The 16,246-nt window shown below is 50.6% G+C and carries 11 protein-coding genes; 4 read left to right on the plus strand and 7 right to left on the minus strand.

Annotation, left to right across the window (positions count from 1 at the left end; all coding sequences use genetic code 11):
* Nucleotides 1–10 precede the first annotated feature (10 nt).
* Together Mal48_RS06200 and glgA are read right to left on the minus strand one after the other, a co-directional pair.
* A complete protein-coding gene (locus Mal48_RS06200; RefSeq protein ID WP_145197149.1) occupies nucleotides 11–2,194 on the minus strand; it encodes a glycoside hydrolase family 57 protein in 2,184 nt (727 codons plus the stop codon).
* 229 nt (nucleotides 2,195–2,423) lie between these two features.
* Nucleotides 2,424–3,890, minus strand: coding sequence for a glycogen synthase GlgA (gene glgA, locus Mal48_RS06205; RefSeq protein ID WP_145197151.1), 1,467 nt, complete (start codon nucleotides 3,888–3,890; stop codon nucleotides 2,424–2,426).
* A gap of 238 nt (nucleotides 3,891–4,128) precedes the next feature.
* Here glgA and Mal48_RS06210 point away from each other — a divergent pair, with 238 nt between their 5' ends.
* A complete protein-coding gene (locus Mal48_RS06210; protein WP_145197153.1) occupies nucleotides 4,129–4,584 on the plus strand; it encodes an SRPBCC family protein in 456 nt (151 codons plus the stop codon).
* Nucleotides 4,585–4,754: 170 nt separating this feature from the next.
* Here Mal48_RS06210 and Mal48_RS06215 read toward each other — a convergent pair whose 3' ends face one another.
* The 4 genes from Mal48_RS06215 to Mal48_RS06230 form a co-directional block, all read right to left on the minus strand.
* A complete protein-coding gene (locus tag Mal48_RS06215; protein WP_145197155.1) occupies nucleotides 4,755–5,480 on the minus strand; it encodes a response regulator transcription factor in 726 nt (241 codons plus the stop codon).
* A gap of 171 nt (nucleotides 5,481–5,651) precedes the next feature.
* Complete coding sequence (locus Mal48_RS06220) at nucleotides 5,652–5,855, minus strand: hypothetical protein (protein ID WP_145197157.1); 204 nt, start codon at nucleotides 5,853–5,855, stop codon at nucleotides 5,652–5,654.
* Nucleotides 5,856–6,030: 175 nt separating this feature from the next.
* Nucleotides 6,031–7,056: an IS110 family RNA-guided transposase gene (locus Mal48_RS06225; RefSeq protein WP_145197159.1), complete on the minus strand. Its 1,026-nt coding sequence runs from the start codon at nucleotides 7,054–7,056 to the stop codon at nucleotides 6,031–6,033.
* Nucleotides 7,057–7,368: 312 nt separating this feature from the next.
* Entirely contained in the window at nucleotides 7,369–8,247 is an 879-nt protein-coding gene (locus Mal48_RS06230) for an HAD family hydrolase (protein ID WP_231739935.1), read from the minus strand.
* Between the two features lie 376 nt (nucleotides 8,248–8,623).
* Between Mal48_RS06230 and Mal48_RS06235 the strand changes: the two genes are divergently transcribed.
* The 3 genes from Mal48_RS06235 (at nucleotide 8,624) to Mal48_RS06245 (ending at nucleotide 14,578) form a co-directional block, all read left to right on the plus strand.
* Complete coding sequence (locus Mal48_RS06235; RefSeq protein ID WP_197442103.1) at nucleotides 8,624–9,700, plus strand: acyl-CoA dehydrogenase family protein; 1,077 nt, start codon at nucleotides 8,624–8,626, stop codon at nucleotides 9,698–9,700.
* 404 nt (nucleotides 9,701–10,104) lie between these two features.
* Nucleotides 10,105–13,128, plus strand: a complete 3,024-nt coding sequence (locus tag Mal48_RS06240) for a DUF1553 domain-containing protein (RefSeq protein WP_145197164.1) — start codon at nucleotides 10,105–10,107, stop codon at nucleotides 13,126–13,128.
* 127 nt (nucleotides 13,129–13,255) lie between these two features.
* Nucleotides 13,256–14,578, plus strand: coding sequence for a DUF1501 domain-containing protein (locus Mal48_RS06245; protein WP_231739936.1), 1,323 nt, complete (start codon nucleotides 13,256–13,258; stop codon nucleotides 14,576–14,578).
* Nucleotides 14,579–14,612: 34 nt separating this feature from the next.
* Here Mal48_RS06245 and Mal48_RS06250 read toward each other — a convergent pair whose 3' ends face one another.
* Nucleotides 14,613–16,133, minus strand: coding sequence for a DUF1501 domain-containing protein (locus Mal48_RS06250; RefSeq protein WP_145197168.1), 1,521 nt, complete (start codon nucleotides 16,131–16,133; stop codon nucleotides 14,613–14,615).
* Between the last annotated feature and the right edge of the window lie 113 nt (nucleotides 16,134–16,246).

Below are 16,246 nucleotides of genomic sequence, written 5' to 3' on the forward strand. Positions count from 1 at the left end.
TTCGAGTTTCTTATGCTTGCCACATGAGCATTTCGAAGTCTTCACTTGGGATCGTCAGGTCGATGGTCCCTTCGCTGGGGGAGCGTTCGACCGCTTCTCCGTCGCGAATGAGTTCTACTGCTAAATGCAGTCGTTGATTCTCTTTAGCACCGAGTTCTTCGTAAGGAATTGCCACTTCCAACAATTGATCGATGGCAGCGACCGACTTGGTGTCAGGACGTTCTTCCCCGTTGATGACGAGTTTGGGGGTCTGCGGGTTTTTGCAATCGATACGGAGTTCAGCACCGAAGGGTTCCACGAAACGGATGCGGATTTCGTCGAAGTCGCCAAGTTCTGCCTTAGCGGAAGTTTGTGTATCGCAGCGGAGGAGTAATCGCTCTTCGTCAAAACCGAAGTACATGTTCGAGATGACACTTTCGGTCACCATTGTCATCGTACCACGTTCGCTGCCGCTTTCGTAATGTCCGGCGTGTCGCCATTCAAAGAACGAGACCCGACCATTTACTTTGACATTCAAAAGTGACTGCGGCTGAGTGTGGAGATGTCGACGTTCGAAGTGAGCCACCGGTTCAAAGAGAACTGAAGGAGGGAGTTCTCCCAAGAGGGTGTAAACGTTTCGCAGGTGCCGACGGAACAGGTCGTCGAACAGGTCGTCCTGACCGGAGTTGTGGTCGTCGCCGTACCACCAGTACCAGTCGCTTCCTTCAGCGATGAACAATTCTTTCCAGGCTTGCTCCAACGTTTCGGGGGAAGCGGTTCCGGACTCTTCTGCTTTGGTCAAAAATTCTCGGGTAATATGGACCAAATCCCAGGCGTCTCGGTCTTCCTGATGCCCGATCCAGATGTAGAAATCGTGGTTGATCCAGCTCCCCGCAAAGAGCTTCGGAATTTTGCTTGTCGGTGGATGCTTGGCAAGGTGTTCGCTGACTGTGAGCGTCGAAATTCCCGGATCTTTGACAGCTTGTTGATACAGATTTCGCAAGAATCCGATGCCTCCATCGGCATAGTATTCCCAGCAGTTTTCGCCATCGAGAATAATCGGCACGAACGGAGTTTGTGTGGCATCGTGCTCTGCGACTGCCCTGCCGATTCCTTTGACTTTCGCCAACAGGTCCTCAGCAGCCCAATGAGGTTCGTTGCGTTGATAATGAAAACCGATCAAGTCGCTGAGGCCGTGGTCTCGGAAGATGATGTCTAACGGCTTTTGGTCTGTTCCGGTGCGCCAGGGGCGATAAAGCATTTCTGGCCGGTTGAGGTTTCCATGGTCGTCACGCGAGACGATTTGATCCATGGAATGCCCCAGAATCTCTTCGTCCGTGGCAAGCCATTTGAAACCGTTGTCGGCGACTGATTCCAAGATTGCGTTTGAGACTGAACCTTCCGAAGGCCAGAGCCCGCGAGGTGCTTCACCGAACAGCTTTGTGTGATATTCCACAGCCATTGCGAGATGCTTTTGTGCGTCTTCGCTGTAGCTTTCAACGTACTTCGGCATAGGACAGCCGGGCATCGCTTCCCAGGCAGATTTTTTGTCCCACAGGAGTGGCAAAATTGGATGATAGAATGGTGTTGTCGTCAGCTCGACTTGACCACCTTCCATGAGTTTTCGATGTAGCGGAATGACCCGCCCAACAATTTCACGTTGTTTGTCGAGTAGCCAGATCTTTTCATCTTCCGTCCAGCCAGCCCCTTTCTTTCGGAATTCGCGGAGTTCAGCATCTTGCTCGAACAGAAGTTCATGAAACCATGCCAGGTTGTGCCAGACCTGTAAGTCTCTCAGTTCCTGAATGGTGAAGCGGGAGTGTGCATCTTGTACGGAATCTCGCCCGATTCCTCTTTTCTGATGCAGTTCGCTGTACCGTTTGTGAGGGCGAATCATACTCTGCTCGTTCGCCATGAAGAAATTGTCGAACAGGTAGTATGTTTCTTCGAGCGATAACGAGTCTGCCGGAATTCGTGACACATCCAGATGCCGGTCGCTTCCGCCGTTCACGTAGCGCTCGATTTGAACTAATAGGCTCGGAACAAGATTGATCGTGCAATGAAACTCCGGGACCTCTTGAATGTGCAAGGCCATGCCGATGTAATCTTTTGTGGCATGCAGTCGGACCCAGGGCATGAGTGTTTCGTTGGCAATGTCGTCCGGGTAATACGGCTGATGTTGATGCCAGAACAGTGCAAGTGAGACCGGTTTCATGAGTATTGACTCGGTGATTCTTTAATCACGTGCTGTGCTCCACAGAGCGCAAATGGATGGAGCAGTGATAGTTAACGAGTTGCGTTGTCTGGGTCTTCCGTTGACGTCAGAGCCTGAAATACGCATCTTTATATGAGACAGCTTACTTCCTAAGCTGAAACCGATGCAATGATGGAATTTCTCACTACTTGAGCGGACAACATCAGGTACCTGGATCAGAGCCGAAACCCTATCCCAGCTTCGCGATCACACGTTCATACACATCGGTGTACTCCTGCGCGATGCGGTCCCAAGACGAATCTTTGACCATGCTGTTGAGAACAAGTTTATTCCAGTCTTCGGTGTGATGCACGAACATTCCAACTGCTCTCCAGACTGTATCAAGAAAGTGATCCGCATCGTACTCACGGAAGACAAACCCCGTCGCAGTACCATTGTCGAGAGTGTGTCGCTGGACATCGACAACTGAGTCTGTCAGCCCACCGACTGCATGCACGATTGGAGGAGTCCCATAGATCTGGCTGTATTGCTGATTCAGCCCGCACGGCTCGAAGCTGCTCGGCATTAAGAAAGCATCTGAGCCGGCCTCAATGCGGTGTGCGAGCCCTTCCTGGAATCCAATATAGACAGCAACCTTATCTGGGTAATCCTGCTGGAGCTTTAAAAGGATTTTTTCGTAGCGAGGGTCCCCTGCTCCGAGGAAAGCGAATTGAACGTTGGCGTTCAGGATTTGAGTCGCCTTCTTCGTGATCAGGTCGAGCCCTTTTTGGTCCGTCAAGCGAGAGACAAGTCCGAGGACCATCGCTTCAGGGTTCTCTGGTAGGCCCATCTCTCGTTGTAGGGCTGCTTTGCACTCCGCCTTTCCTTCCTTGTAGTTCTGAAAGTTGTACTGCATGGCAATATGAGGATCGGACTCGGGGTTCCAGATCGACATGTCGACTCCGTTCAGAATGCCAATATAGTCTTCCCCGCGATTCTCCAGAACGGGATCGAGACCGTAGCCAAACTCAGGGAGGCAGGTTTCTTTGGCGTATGTCGGGCTGACAGTCGTCACGATATCCGCCATAGCGATCCCCCCTTTCAGCAAATTCAAGTTTCCGAAATACTCAAGTTGCTCCCAGTTGAAATATCTGGAATTCATGCCTGTATTGAGCATTTGTAAACTTGGAAACTCACCATGAAAGGCCATGTTGTGAATGGTGTAGACCGTCCCAATGTTTCCAAGTTCGCCCTGATGTTCCCGTTCTTGAAGGATGAGCCCCGGGACGAGGCCGGTTTGCCAATCGTTGGCATGAATGATGTCTGGTCTGAAGAAATGCCTGGCGACTTCTACGGCAGCCCGGCTGAAGAACAGAAAACGTTCGGCATTATCTCCGTAGTCGTGGCCATTTTCGAGATAGAGTCCGTCTCGATCAAAGAAATGAGGACGATCGACTAAGAAGACGCGCACCTCGCTATCGGGGATTTTTGTCTCGAAAATGTCCGCCGTGAGTGTTGTGTGCAACATCTCGAAAGTAACCTGACCGACGATTTCCCCCCGGTCTGATTCTGGAATGTGTCGGCGATAACAGGGCATGACAAGTGCAACTTCATGCTCACTCGCAACGAGCGCTTTAGACAGTCCAGTCGCCACATCAGCGAGCCCTCCGGTTTTCGCAAACGGAACTGCTTCCGATGTGACCATCATAATCCGCATTCTGGACTCCATGTTTGATAAAGCGAAACAGCAAAGGCCGATCATCCAAGATCACAAGCTTTGCAAAGTTAGCTGATGTTCTACACAAACCAAATCGAAACCTTTGAAATTCAGCAATTTGGATTTATTGAGAAGAGAGAAACCCCATGTCAGCAGTCGTGGAATTGATATACTGACCTTATCAAGTTGTAATGCAATCTCACTGGGATATCACCAAAAGCAAATCGAGGCGTCGACGATGAAAACTACTGCGAGTGTTGAGATTGACCGCCCGATTGAAGATGTTTTTGACCTCACGATTCATCATGTCGCTGAATGGAGCGATGTTGTCATTGAGGATCAAATAATTGAAGAAACTCCAGATGTTGTCGGTACAACATTTCGATCGATCACAGAAAATCAGGGGGAGCAGATGGTCTTCGAAGGGGTCGTCACTCAGTATCAATACCCAAATTTAAATGCGATTCAACTCGTCGGTCAATTATTTGACATTGATGCCGCATATTTCTTCGAGCGAATCACTTCTCACAAAACCAAAGTGACTCAGGTCTCTGATGTTAGACCCAAAGGAGGGTTGAAGATTATCTTTCTCCTTTTCGGGTGGCTTATGAAGACTGCAAGTTGCAAAGCGGCTGAGAAAGAACTGAACAACCTGAAGGAGTATTGCGAGCAACAGGAAGGCGCCATCTCATAACGCTTTCGCCCCCACCATTCGTTTTACATTCTCCGCAGCCAGAGCGGTTTGCTCTGCCGTTTGCCCGTGAAGAACGCATTTCTCCAGTAAAAATGCTGTTCGCCACGAGGGAGACCTGCAAACCAATTCGAAAGATGCTTTAAAAGAAACAGGAGATTGTGGACTTGTCTTTATTTGATCGGGTTCGCGATGAATCGATAGCCGGTGCCGCGGACCGAAAGCAAATGGTGCGGGTTGCTCTGGTCGTCTTCAATATACTTGCGAAGTCGCAACACGAAGTTGTCGATGGTCCGCGAGGTGACTTCCGCCCCCTGCTCCCAAACGTCTTTGAGAATTTTTGTTCGCGAGAGGACGTCACCTTCGTTCTCGATGAAGTAGCGTAGCAACTGCATTTCCATTGTTGTCAGTTGATGCTTCTCTCCATCTTTGATGACTTCAAAAGTCTTGAAATTGATCTGGATATTGCCGATTTGAAACTCTTCAATTTCGGTTGCGTGCTTCGGCGGAGGATCAATACGTGGCCGTTTGAGGAGATTTCGGACTCGACTGAGGAGTTCAGGCAAATTGAATGGTTTGGCGATGTACTGGTCTGTTCCGCAATCGAAAGCGTGTGATTTGTCTTCGCTGAGCGTCCGGGCACTGAGGACGATGATGGGAATGTTCTGGTCTCGTTCTCGAATTGCACGACAGATTTCGTAGCCGCTCATCCCAGGAAGCATCAGGTCGAGAATGATCAGATCGACGTCGTGAGAGTTCTCTTCGAAGTAAGAAAGCGTCGACGGACCATCACCGAGCACGACGGTTTCGTAACCTTCGGCGTCCATGTTGAAACGCAGGCCTTCGGCAATTGCCTCTTCGTCTTCAACGATCAGGATTCGTTTAGTTTTGTTTGACATCGATGAAAATTGCCCCTGAATCGAATTGTGAGTTCGATTGTCATTTTGCAGCGAATCAGACAATTCCGTAAAGAATAATTTTCTTCAGAAGTTCAGTCTATACGAAAAAGAAGCGTAGAGCATCTTTCGAATTGGTTTGCAGGATCTGCCTCGTGGCGAACGTCATTTTTGCTAGAGAAATGCGTTCTTCATGAGCAGGCAGTAGAGCATCCATGAGGAAGTTTCTGTCAAGTCGGGAGTGAGACGATTGCGGGATTTTCCAGGCATCCATCCGGCATCACTCACCGAAGTGAGGCGCCAATAGACATGATTCGGTCGGTCCCATTCAAACTGACGGTCTCGAAGACCATGCTCTACCACGGGATCCAACTGCAATCCCACTCTCCATCTCGACGTGAAACTCTGAACACTCTACTGCTGTGATTTTACTATAAAATGATCTTGCGTGAGTCCCTTTCGCCTCGCCCTGGCCTGGGTCTGCAACTCAAATTGAGACCCAGGTGATGGTGCGGTGAATGGGACGGTCTCTTTTGCTGAGCTCGAGTCGGGCTCAGGCACTGACCGCAGGAACGGCCTCTTTCCAAAGTGTGCCATGTTTGAGCATCGCCCACATGACTCGTGACAAGTAATGTGACGTCGCCACCAAGGCAATTTTCTTGCGTGCCGGATCGTCGCGTTGAATTCTCTCGAAGTAGGCTCGGACCGTTGCCGATCGGCGGATCGCTTGCCAGGCGGCTTCGGTCAACATCGCACGAGCTGCCGCAGAGCCTTGTCGAGTGATGTGTCCCAGGCGGTTCTTGTCCGACGATTGATCCTGGGTCGGAACCAGACCGAAGTAGGCTCCCACCTGTTTGCTGCTTTTGAAGCGATGCGGATCGTCGATGAATGCGACCATTGTCTCGGCGGTTCGCAGGCCAACTCCCGGAATCGATTGCAGCTGAAAGACAGCAGGGTTGTCCCGGGAGAATTTTTTCAATTCGGTTTCGAGCCTTTGCACCTGCGTTGTCAAAAAATCGATTTCCTGGACAAGTATGTCTCGTTTTATTGCCAGCAGCGATTGTTCGAATGTCAGTTCTTTGAGCCACTGCATCCCTGCTTTGGTCCAGAGACCAGGTCGCGTGGGAGCTTTGATTCCCAATGATCTTAACAAGGCTCGAATTCCATTCTTGGCTCGGGTTCGCTTTTCGATGGTTCGCTTGCGGAAGGTGACCAGTTCCCGCCACGCCCGGACGTCGGCGGGTGGGACATGGACCTCGGGAAGTTGATCGACATACAACAGCTTGGTGAGCTTTTCGGCATCGTTGCGGTCGTTCTTCTTGTGCGATCTGAAGATCAATCTGAGTTGTCCGGGATGCGCGACCACCACCCGCAGAGCCACTTTCTTGAGTGCTTCGGACAGCCAGCCGTAATTGCAACTCGCCTCGAAACAGACCTGAAACGGCTCGGTCAGCTTGGAAAGCGTTTCGATCAACTGCTTGAGCTCGCGAACCGTCCATCGCTTGTGAACCTTTCCGTTGTTCTTGAGGACGCAAACCGTAATTTGTGTTGTGTGAACGTCTAATCCAACGTAAAACATAGTCGTCTCCTGAGATCGGGGTGGTGAAAAAAACAGTTCCACAATACCCGATTGACGGAGACTTCCTACATAGTTTCAAGCTGCTCTAGCAGCACACTCGGAAGTGTACTGCTAGAACATTTTTGTAATCCTGATGTCTTTGGAGAGTGCTTTCTAGAACTGATCCTGAAACTTGAAATTTCTCTCTCAAACGTTGTGGAAAGCAGCTATTTCAGAGGTTTTCGGACGGGTTCTATGTGAAAAATCGCACAAATCCACAAGACAGGACACGGACATCGTTAAGCGAAAATACTCTGGAACGAGGCTCTTTGGCTACTTCCAGGGTGGCTGCTCTGGCAAGTATTTGTCGAACTCTGCGATCAACTTCGCCTGATAGTCGCCCGCGTAAGTTCCTGAGAAGAATCGCTCGCAGGCTTCGTCAAGGAAACGAACCCAACTCTCTTCCTCGTGACCGGGGTTGATGGGGTAGAAGAGTGCTCCGACAGCCTGAGCGGCCTTCATGTCTCCGGGAGCATCTCCGATCATGAGCATCTTTTCAGGAGCGTAGCCCATCTCTTTGCAGGTCGTCAGGGATTCTTTTTTGCTCCCTGATTCTTGTCCACAAATGGACTTCACGTATTGATCAATATCATGTTCAGCCCACTCCTTTTGAAGAGCCCCGTTCGGGGTCGCTGAACAGACAATCAAATCTGCTTGTTCGCCCATCTTCTGGAGAGCTTCACGCACCCCCGGGAATGGTGGGACGCCATGTACCATCTCGTTGACGGTGTCATCGACTGCTTTCGACCAGGCGTAGGCCTGCTTCAGGTCAGGATCGCCTGTTTTTTCTGCTTCCGGTCCAATTGTTTTCGTGCCGAGTTTCGATTCGCGCTCGACCCAATCACGAACACCTTGAAGTTGTGGCAATTTTGCATTGCGTCGCTGAACTTCTGGGCGTTCTGCGAGTAAATCGAGTGCCAGCAGGTAAGCTGGGAACCGGTTGGCTCCGCGAGTTTTGGAGTACAAGTTGGTGAATTCTGCTGCTTCGCGAGCGTATTTCGAGATCGGCTGAAGGCTGAAATGGTTGATGAAGTTTGGAATAAAACATTCCTTGTGCTTGATCTCCATTGAGTCAAACGCACAGCCATCCGAGTCGATTCCGATAAGAAAATCACGCTCTTTTTTGAAATTTGCAAGTCCCAGTTCAGACACCTTGCTCGCTCCGCTAGAAGTTTCAGATACGGTGGCATCGCGTTGATGCCAAATTGTTCGCAGATGGTAGGATATGGGAACTCCGTTCGGCTTCCAAGTGAGTTGTCGCAGTTGCTACACATCAAGAATGTCCGGTCTGACGAATGATTTCTCGCACTGGAGAGTGGATCGATGATTTGCATTGGTTCAACAGTTCTCAGAGAATACTTTCTTGCCGGAAACTTCATGTGTTCGGCCAGAGCCAAGCCAATATCGGTCTTAACCATTGGTCTCAAGGTTCTGCTTTGTGGTGAGCTGTCTTTGATGTCGTGAGTGCGATTTCCTCCGGCGCGACCAACATTGAAATGCTTTAAACATTCTTGGATGGAATTTGACTGTGACCTTCGACACTGCGACCTTCGACGAACTTCTAAAAAAACTTTCTGACAATGCTCTCGATATTGATGCCCAACAGGCATGGCCGAAGGAGCAATTTCAATGGATGGCTGAAGCTGGAGTTCTGAATTGGTTCATCCCGGAAGAGTTTGGTGGAAAAGAACTCACACAAGCAGAACTGGCTGAAGGATACGAAAAGCTGGCCGCTGCCTGTTTGAGTACGTGTTTTGCCTTCACACAAAGAAACGGAGCATGTCAAAGAATTGCCGGATCAGAGAATGAAGAGCTCAAAGCAGATTTGCTGCCTCGTCTGGCAACCGGCGAACTCTTCGCGACCGTCGGAATTTCGCATTTGACGACTTCTCGCCAGCACATCGCAAAGCCAGCAGTTGAAGCTGAGGAGCAGAGTGATTCCTTCGTCCTCAATGGCATGATCCCCTGGGTGACTGGAGCCACAGCAGCAGACATCGTCGTAACCGGAGGAACTTGCAACGACGGCAAACAGGTTTTACTTGCCATGTCCACAGCCTCTGCAGGTGTTTCAGTTCAACCCAAAGCTGAACTCATGGCACTCACTGCCAGCGAGACAACTTCCATTCGGCTGGAAAATGTTTCTGTGCCGAAGCGATCTCTGCTCGCCGGACCGATTGAAAAAGTGATGAGCCAAGGCAAAGGAGGAGGAGCCGGTTCGCTGACAACGTCAATACTCGCTTTGGGGCTGTCCGCCCGATCGCTGAGACTCCTCCAGGATGAAGCAAGTCGCCGAGACGATCTCATTGGAAAGGCAGACTCCTTCAAACACGAAGTCGACGTGCTCCGTTCCGAGATTCACCGAGCCAGCCTCGGCAAGACGTTCGGCGATGAAGGTTTGTCACCGACAGCGATTCGTCAACAGGCGAACTCTCTTGCGTTGCGAATTACACAAGCTGTGCTGGCTGTGACCAAAGGGGCCGGATTCATGGTGGGGCATCCAGCAGAACTGGCTGTTCGTGAAGCGATGTTCTTCCTCGTCTGGTCCTGTCCGCAACCAGTCGTTGAAGGCGTACTGAACGAACTCTCCTGCCGAGACACCTTTTAAGCATTTCCGTCTGCTTTTTTGATGTCCTAATGCTCGCTTTCAAGACATCCGAGACTCCTCGCCACTAAGCAGGAAATCAAGGCCAGTCAGTATGGGCTGGCACTGAGGGGATTCCGTCAAGTAGTCCCTGCATTCAATTTGTGATTGCAGTCTGTTGGAGGACTGACGCTGTTTCGTGAAAGCTGATTCTGAAACTTGAATTCGCTCTCGAAGAACGTTGAAGAAAGCGGCTATTTAAGGGCTTTGGGTGAGATTCTAGTGAAAATGTTTCTCGGGGAGGCAAATTTCGCCTGATTGAAAGATTTGTTGATATCGACGGAGACTTATGTTGCAAGTTGCTGATTTGTAAGCGATGATGACATTCCCGCCTGCCTGCCTGCCAGTCCTACCTCAATTGATTTCAAATGTCTTCAAGAATCTATTATCTGTTGGCCCTGTTCCTGTTCGGAGTGCTCCAGACTTCTGCCCGTGGAGACGATGCCAAGCTGACACCGGAACAGGTGAAATTCTTTGAAACCAAAATCCGCCCTGTTCTTGTCGAACATTGCTACGAATGCCATTCGGTGGAAAGTGATGAACCGGGAGGGAATTTACTGCTTGATACAAAAGCGGGCATGTTCAAAGGGGGCTTAACCGGTCCCGTTCACATCGCGGGTGACCCGGAAAAGAGCTTGCTAATTAAAGCTCTGCGGTACGATGAAATCGAAATGCCGCCTGACAAGCCACTTTCTGAAGCCGTCGTGAATGATTTCATCACCTGGGTGAAGCAAGGGGCGTTCGATCCACGTTCCGCAAAAGCAGATTCAGCTTCAGCACCGATGAAAGAATATGGTCGAGAGTCACTCTGGTCATTTCTTCCACGCACAACGCCTGAACTGCCATCTGTGGAAAATGAAACATGGGGACGGGATCCGGTTGATCGGTTCGTGCTTCAGAAAATTGAGCGAAACAATCTCATCCCGACAAACGACGCCGATCCACGCACATTGATTCGGCGGTTGTACAGCGACCTGATTGGACTTGCTCCAACCTTTGATGAGATCGAAGAGTTCGCGGCATTGCACGAGAAAAATAAAAACGAAGCGACCGAGCAACTCGTTGACCGCTTACTGGAGAGCCCGCAATTCGGGGTCCGTTGGGGACGGCATTGGTTAGACGTCGCTCGCTATGGAGAGTCCAATGGCGATGACGGACTCGGACGCAATGCAACATTTCCACATGCCTGGAGATACCGCGACTACGTCGTCGATGCTTTTAATCAGGATGTCCCGTTCGATCGTTTTGTGACCGAGCAAATCGCAGGTGACCTGCTTCCTGCTCGGACCGCAGAACAGCGAAACCGACAACTCATCGCTACCGGTTTTCTGGCAATCGGTTCCAAACCTGCAGTCGCGATGAACAAAAATTTTGCCATGGACGTCGTTGACGATCAGATCAATGTCGTCAGCACTGCGATTATGGGACTGAGCGTTGCCTGCGCACGCTGTCACGATCATAAACATGATCCGATTCCGACACGCGATTACTATTCGATGGCTGGCATCTTTAAGAGTTCACAAACTTTGTACGGGGCTGCTGGAAATCAGGGTCTGACAGCTCCCCCCACACCACTGCATGAACTGGTCTCAGTTTGGGATCCAAAAAGCAAGTCCGATTTTAAGACGGCGCCCCAGTTCCCCAAAACATACTCTGCGAAAATTGATGAACTCCAACCAGAGCTTCATCTCTCCTTCCAGCAGAAACCGGAAGCTCTCAACATTGAGGGAAAAACAGCAGAGTTTAGTAAGAAAAATTTCGCAAAACTCAAAGAGGCTGCAATTCGAGGGGAGTTGCCAGAACCAGAACCAGCGAAGGAAGACGCAGAAGACGCAGAAGCGGACGGCTCAAAGACGGATTACACGGTCTCCTTTTGGTTCAAAAACAATATCAAGAATACCGAACGTCCAATCACCGCATATCTGTTTTCGCGAGGCAAATGGAAAGAGAGCAATCTCGCTGGGGATCATTTGGGGATTGGTGGGAAGCACGATTCCAAGCGAACAGGAAAACTTTTCGTCTTCAATGGCAAACAGAATAAAGTCTCTATCGCGGGCTCAACTGTCATCTCGCCCGGAACCTGGAATCATGTGGTTCTCATTCGCAAACAAAATCAGGTGCAACTCTTTCTAAACGGGGCTGTAAAACCTGAAATTGACGCGAAAATTCCTTCGAACATTGGAGAGTCCCGCGAGTTTGCGCTGGCGACCCGCACCGACAATATGTTTCCGTTAGATGGAAATCTGGCCGAGTTCTCAATCTATTCCAAAGCACTCGACGCTGGAGCGGCGCACTCTTTATTTACCGCCTCCGGACAACCTCAGCGCCCCTCCATATTGGGCTTTGCGATGGGAGTTCGTGAAAAGGAAAAACCGCAAGACTCCAAAATTCATATCGGTGGCCAAACCTCCAAACTTGGTGAGGTCGTGCCACGAGGATTTCTAACGGCGTATCAACAGGATTTCGTCGACGCAAATCGTAGCGACTTCTCGGCGGCGAGTAACATCCCAGCGGAAGCAAGTGGACGACTGGAATTAGCGAACTGGCTGACAAGTCCAGACCATCCACAAACTGCCCGAGTTTTTGTGAATCGCGTTTGGAGCTACCTTTTCGGGCACGGCTTGGTGGCGACGGTTGACGACTTCGGAGTTTACGGAGCACGCCCATCTCACCCGGAATTGTTGGACTACCTCGCCAACCGTTTTGTCGAAGAAGGATGGTCAGTCAAGAAATTAATCAGACAGCTCGTACTCAGCCGCACCTATCAGCAGGATAGTCAGTGCGTCGAATTGCTCGCAAAGATTGATCCAGGAAATACATTTTTTGCACGCTACTCGCGGCGGCGACTTGATGCAGAGTCAATCCGTGATCGGATGCTTCAAGCCAGTGGGAAACTCGATCTCACACCACAGGCCGGATCCGCCATTGATGAGATCGACACACTCATCAACTGGCCTCCCGGAGCAGCAACAAATCTGCATAAAAAGACCAACCACCGCAGCATCTATTTGTGCATGCTCCGGCATTCTCCACCTCCTGAACTGGCAGCCTTCGATCTTCCAGATGGAATCAAAGTGACCGGTCGCCGAGATGAAACGGTTTTACCAACCCAAACCCTGTACTTGCTGAATAATCCGTTTGTGATCGAACAATCGTACGCACTAGCGGAGTATTCTTTGAATGATAAAACCCTGCAAGAGGCTGATCGGGTGGCGTTTCTGTTTCGCCGGATTCTTCAGCGGAATCCGACCGATTACGAAATCGAGCAAGCATTGCGTTTGATCAGGTCGATAAAGAAAGAATCGGACCCACAGCAGAAACAACTCACCGAGGTGTGGGCGACCTTATGCCAGGGGTTATTCGCCACGAATGAATTTCGGTATGTCGACTGAAAGCGGTTTTCAACCAGGTTGCCAATGAGAGAGGATTCTCCGGAAGTGGCGAGTTGTTGAAAATTTGGAATCGAGAGTTCACAAGATTGAGTAAAGCGAGGCTGAAATGTTCAGGTCAAGAAGAAGCATGCTGAAGTCCGCCTCATGCGGGTTTGGATACTTGGCTTTCCAATCGCTGTTTCAACAGCAACTTCTCGCGGAGAGTAGTTCACTGGTCGCTAAGGCTCCCGCGCTCCCCGCACGAGCGAAACGAGTGATCTTTCTTTGCATGAGCGGAGGCCCTGCTCAGCTGGATATGTTTGATTACAAACCACAAGTTGGAAAGAAAAAGCATCCCGGATCGGTCTACAAATTTCAACAACATGGCGAGTCGGGGCTCTGGGCTTCGGAGCTCGTTCCTGAGATGGCAAGACATGCGGATAAACTTTGCATGATCAACGGAATGTACGCCGACACTGGAAATCATGCGCAGTCGTTCTTACAGCTTCACACAGGCGAAAAGTTGCGCAAGCGACCCAGCATGGGGTCTTGGATCAACTACGGCCTCGGGACGGAGAATCAGAACCTGCCCGGATTCATCAGTCTCAATGCAGCGAAACCCTCTGTCTATTCGAGCGTGTTTCTCCCGCCGATTTTTGAAGGAACACCGATTGGCGTGAACGGTGAAGATATGTCGCAGGCGATGATCAATGATATTTCCAGCGATCATCTCTCCCCGACAAAGAAGCGAAAGCAACTCGATTTCGTACAAGCGATGAATCGTCAACATCTGGCGCAACGACCGGATGATACACAGCTGGATGGTGTGATTGAGTCGATGGAACTCGCATTTCGGATGCAAATGACCGCTCCTGAAATTCTTGATCTCAGTTCAGAAACTCAGGAAACGATTCAGCGTTATCGCGTCGGAGAAAAGCTCTCCGTTGGAACCTGCCGACCAACAGATTTTGGGCGGCAATGCCTGCTTGCCAGAAGATTCGCGGAAGCCGGGGTCCGGTTCATCGAAGTCAATCACGGAAGTTGGGATCAGCATAAAAATCACCGCCGAGATCTAGAAGCGAATTGCAAAACAACTGATGCTCCGATTGCTGCCCTGCTGGATGATTTAGAAATGCGTGGAATGCTCGACGACACGCTTGTCGTCTGGGGTGGGGAATTTGGTCGTCCTGGACTGACACCGGAAAACGGAAAAGACGAGACCGGCCACAACTACAGAGGGTTTACATTCTGGATGGCTGGCGGGGGGACCAAAGGAGGCTATGTCCACGGGAAGACGAATGAGACCGGGGCTCGATCCGTTGAAGGAAAAGTTCATTTCCGAGATTTGCACGCCACGATTCTACATCTCCTCGGGCTTCCACATGAGCAACTTGCATACTTCCACGAAGGAAGAAACCATCGCTTGACCGGTCCTGAAGAAGCGAAGGTTGTTCAAGAATTATTCGCGTGATCTGAAGTCTTTCCAGTCAGCGAACCCGTGAGTCTTAAGTGATGAGTGGTTCGATGACTTCGCCTGCCACATCAGTCAAACGATAATCGCGGCCTTGGAAGCGGTGAGTTAATCGCAGGTGGTCCAAGCCGAACCGGTTAAGCATTGTCGCGTGCAGGTCATTCGCATGTACCGGATTCTCTGCGACACCCCAGCCGAGTTCATCGGACTTTCCGTAAACCTGTCCTCCTCGGAAGCCACCCCCTGCTAAAAACATGCTGTATGAAAACGGATGGTGATCGCGTCCGCTCACATTGTTTGTATTCCCCCCTCGGTTCTCTCCCAGCGGTGTCCGCCCGAATTCGCTCCCCCAGACGACCATTGTTGAGTCGAGGAGTCCACGCTGTTTGAGGTCTTTGATCAATGCAGCGATCGGCTGATCGGCCATGGTGGCATTGAAGTCCAGTTCTGGATCAAGATTTGAGTGATGATCCCAGGAAGCATGCACAATGTTAATACAGCGAACACCCCGTTCTACCATCCTGCGGGCGAGCAGGCAGTTTCGGGCGAAAGTCCCGAACGTGTCGCTACCATAGGAACCTCGCCCACCCTTGCCTGGAGTTTTCCGGTTGACTCCGTATTCATCGAGTGTTTGCTCTGTTTCGGTGGAAAGATCGATCAACTCCGGAGCAGCTGTTTGCATCCGAAAGGCAAGTTCGTAACTCGAAATTCGACTGGCAATTTCTGGATCGTGAATGGTTTGGTAACGTTTCTGGTTCAGGTCATTGAGCGCATCAAGCCCTCGGCGTTGCAGCTCCATAGAAATCCCTTTCGGGTTCTCCAGATTAAGGACAGGTTCTCCCTGTGGTCGAAACAGGACTCCTTCGTAAACACTCGGGAGAAAGCCACTTTGCCAGAGAGTTGCTCCCCCTGATGAACCTCTCCCAGCTGTCAGAACAACATAACCGGGTAAATTTTCCGATTCGCTTCCAAGTCCATATGTCAGCCAGGATCCCATGACTGGTAAGCCGAACTCAGCCCGACCGCATTGCATCAGCAATTGCCCGGGATGATGATTGAACTGTTCTGAGTACATCGAACGAATCAAGCAAATGTCGTCGGCGACTCCTCCGATGTGCGGGAGCAGGTCGGAGAGTTCCATCCCGCATTCGCCATGCTTTTTCCACGTTCGATTCATCGGTCCCATCAAACGAGCGGTTTCGGGCTTGAGGAATGCGAAGCGAACGCCCTCGTAGATCGATTTGGGTAACGGCTGACCGTTCTGTTTGACGAGTTCCGGCTTCCGATCAAATAAATCGAGTTGCGAAGGACCACCCGCCATAAAGATGAAGATGCACGCTTTAGCTGGCCCTTCGAAGTGTGGTTTCTTCGCTGCCAGTGGAGAGGAGAACTCGGGTTCAGCAGCAGCGAGTGCCGCAGGCTCTAACAGTCCGTCTTGAGCCAACATCGACCCCAGGCCGATTGCACCGATACCAGATGCTGACGAGAGCAGGAAATCCCTACGGGTTCGGGAGACGATTTGCTGTTGAAGATTGGCAACTTCTGAAGGTCTCATCTCTGTTCACCTTGTTTACGAAACATGCGATTTCACTACTGAGACCGCGACACCGTTTCTAGAACACTTTCGTGTTTCTTGTGTCCGCGAATTGAGCGTCTTGTCAGGTGGTT

The sequence above is a fragment of the Thalassoglobus polymorphus genome (genome assembly GCF_007744255.1).
Taxonomy (GTDB): domain Bacteria; phylum Planctomycetota; class Planctomycetia; order Planctomycetales; family Planctomycetaceae; genus Thalassoglobus; species Thalassoglobus polymorphus.

Excerpts from the sequence above, each read along its gene's own strand:
- glgA (WP_145197151.1), bottom strand. The coding sequence starts at position 3,890 with ATGCGGATTATGATGGTCACATCGGAAGCAGTTCCGTTTGCGAAAACC.
- Mal48_RS06240 (WP_145197164.1), top strand. The coding sequence starts at position 10,105 with ATGTCTTCAAGAATCTATTATCTGTTGGCCCTGTTCCTGTTCGGAGTG.
- Mal48_RS06215 (WP_145197155.1), bottom strand. The coding sequence starts at position 5,480 with ATGTCAAACAAAACTAAACGAATCCTGATCGTTGAAGACGAAGAGGCA.
- Mal48_RS06245 (WP_231739936.1), top strand. The coding sequence starts at position 13,256 with ATGCTGAAGTCCGCCTCATGCGGGTTTGGATACTTGGCTTTCCAATCG.
- Mal48_RS06200 (WP_145197149.1), bottom strand. The coding sequence starts at position 2,194 with ATGAAACCGGTCTCACTTGCACTGTTCTGGCATCAACATCAGCCGTAT.
- Mal48_RS06225 (WP_145197159.1), bottom strand. The coding sequence starts at position 7,056 with ATGTTTTACGTTGGATTAGACGTTCACACAACACAAATTACGGTTTGC.
- Mal48_RS06210 (WP_145197153.1), top strand. The coding sequence starts at position 4,129 with ATGAAAACTACTGCGAGTGTTGAGATTGACCGCCCGATTGAAGATGTT.
- Mal48_RS06250 (WP_145197168.1), bottom strand. The coding sequence starts at position 16,133 with ATGAGACCTTCAGAAGTTGCCAATCTTCAACAGCAAATCGTCTCCCGA.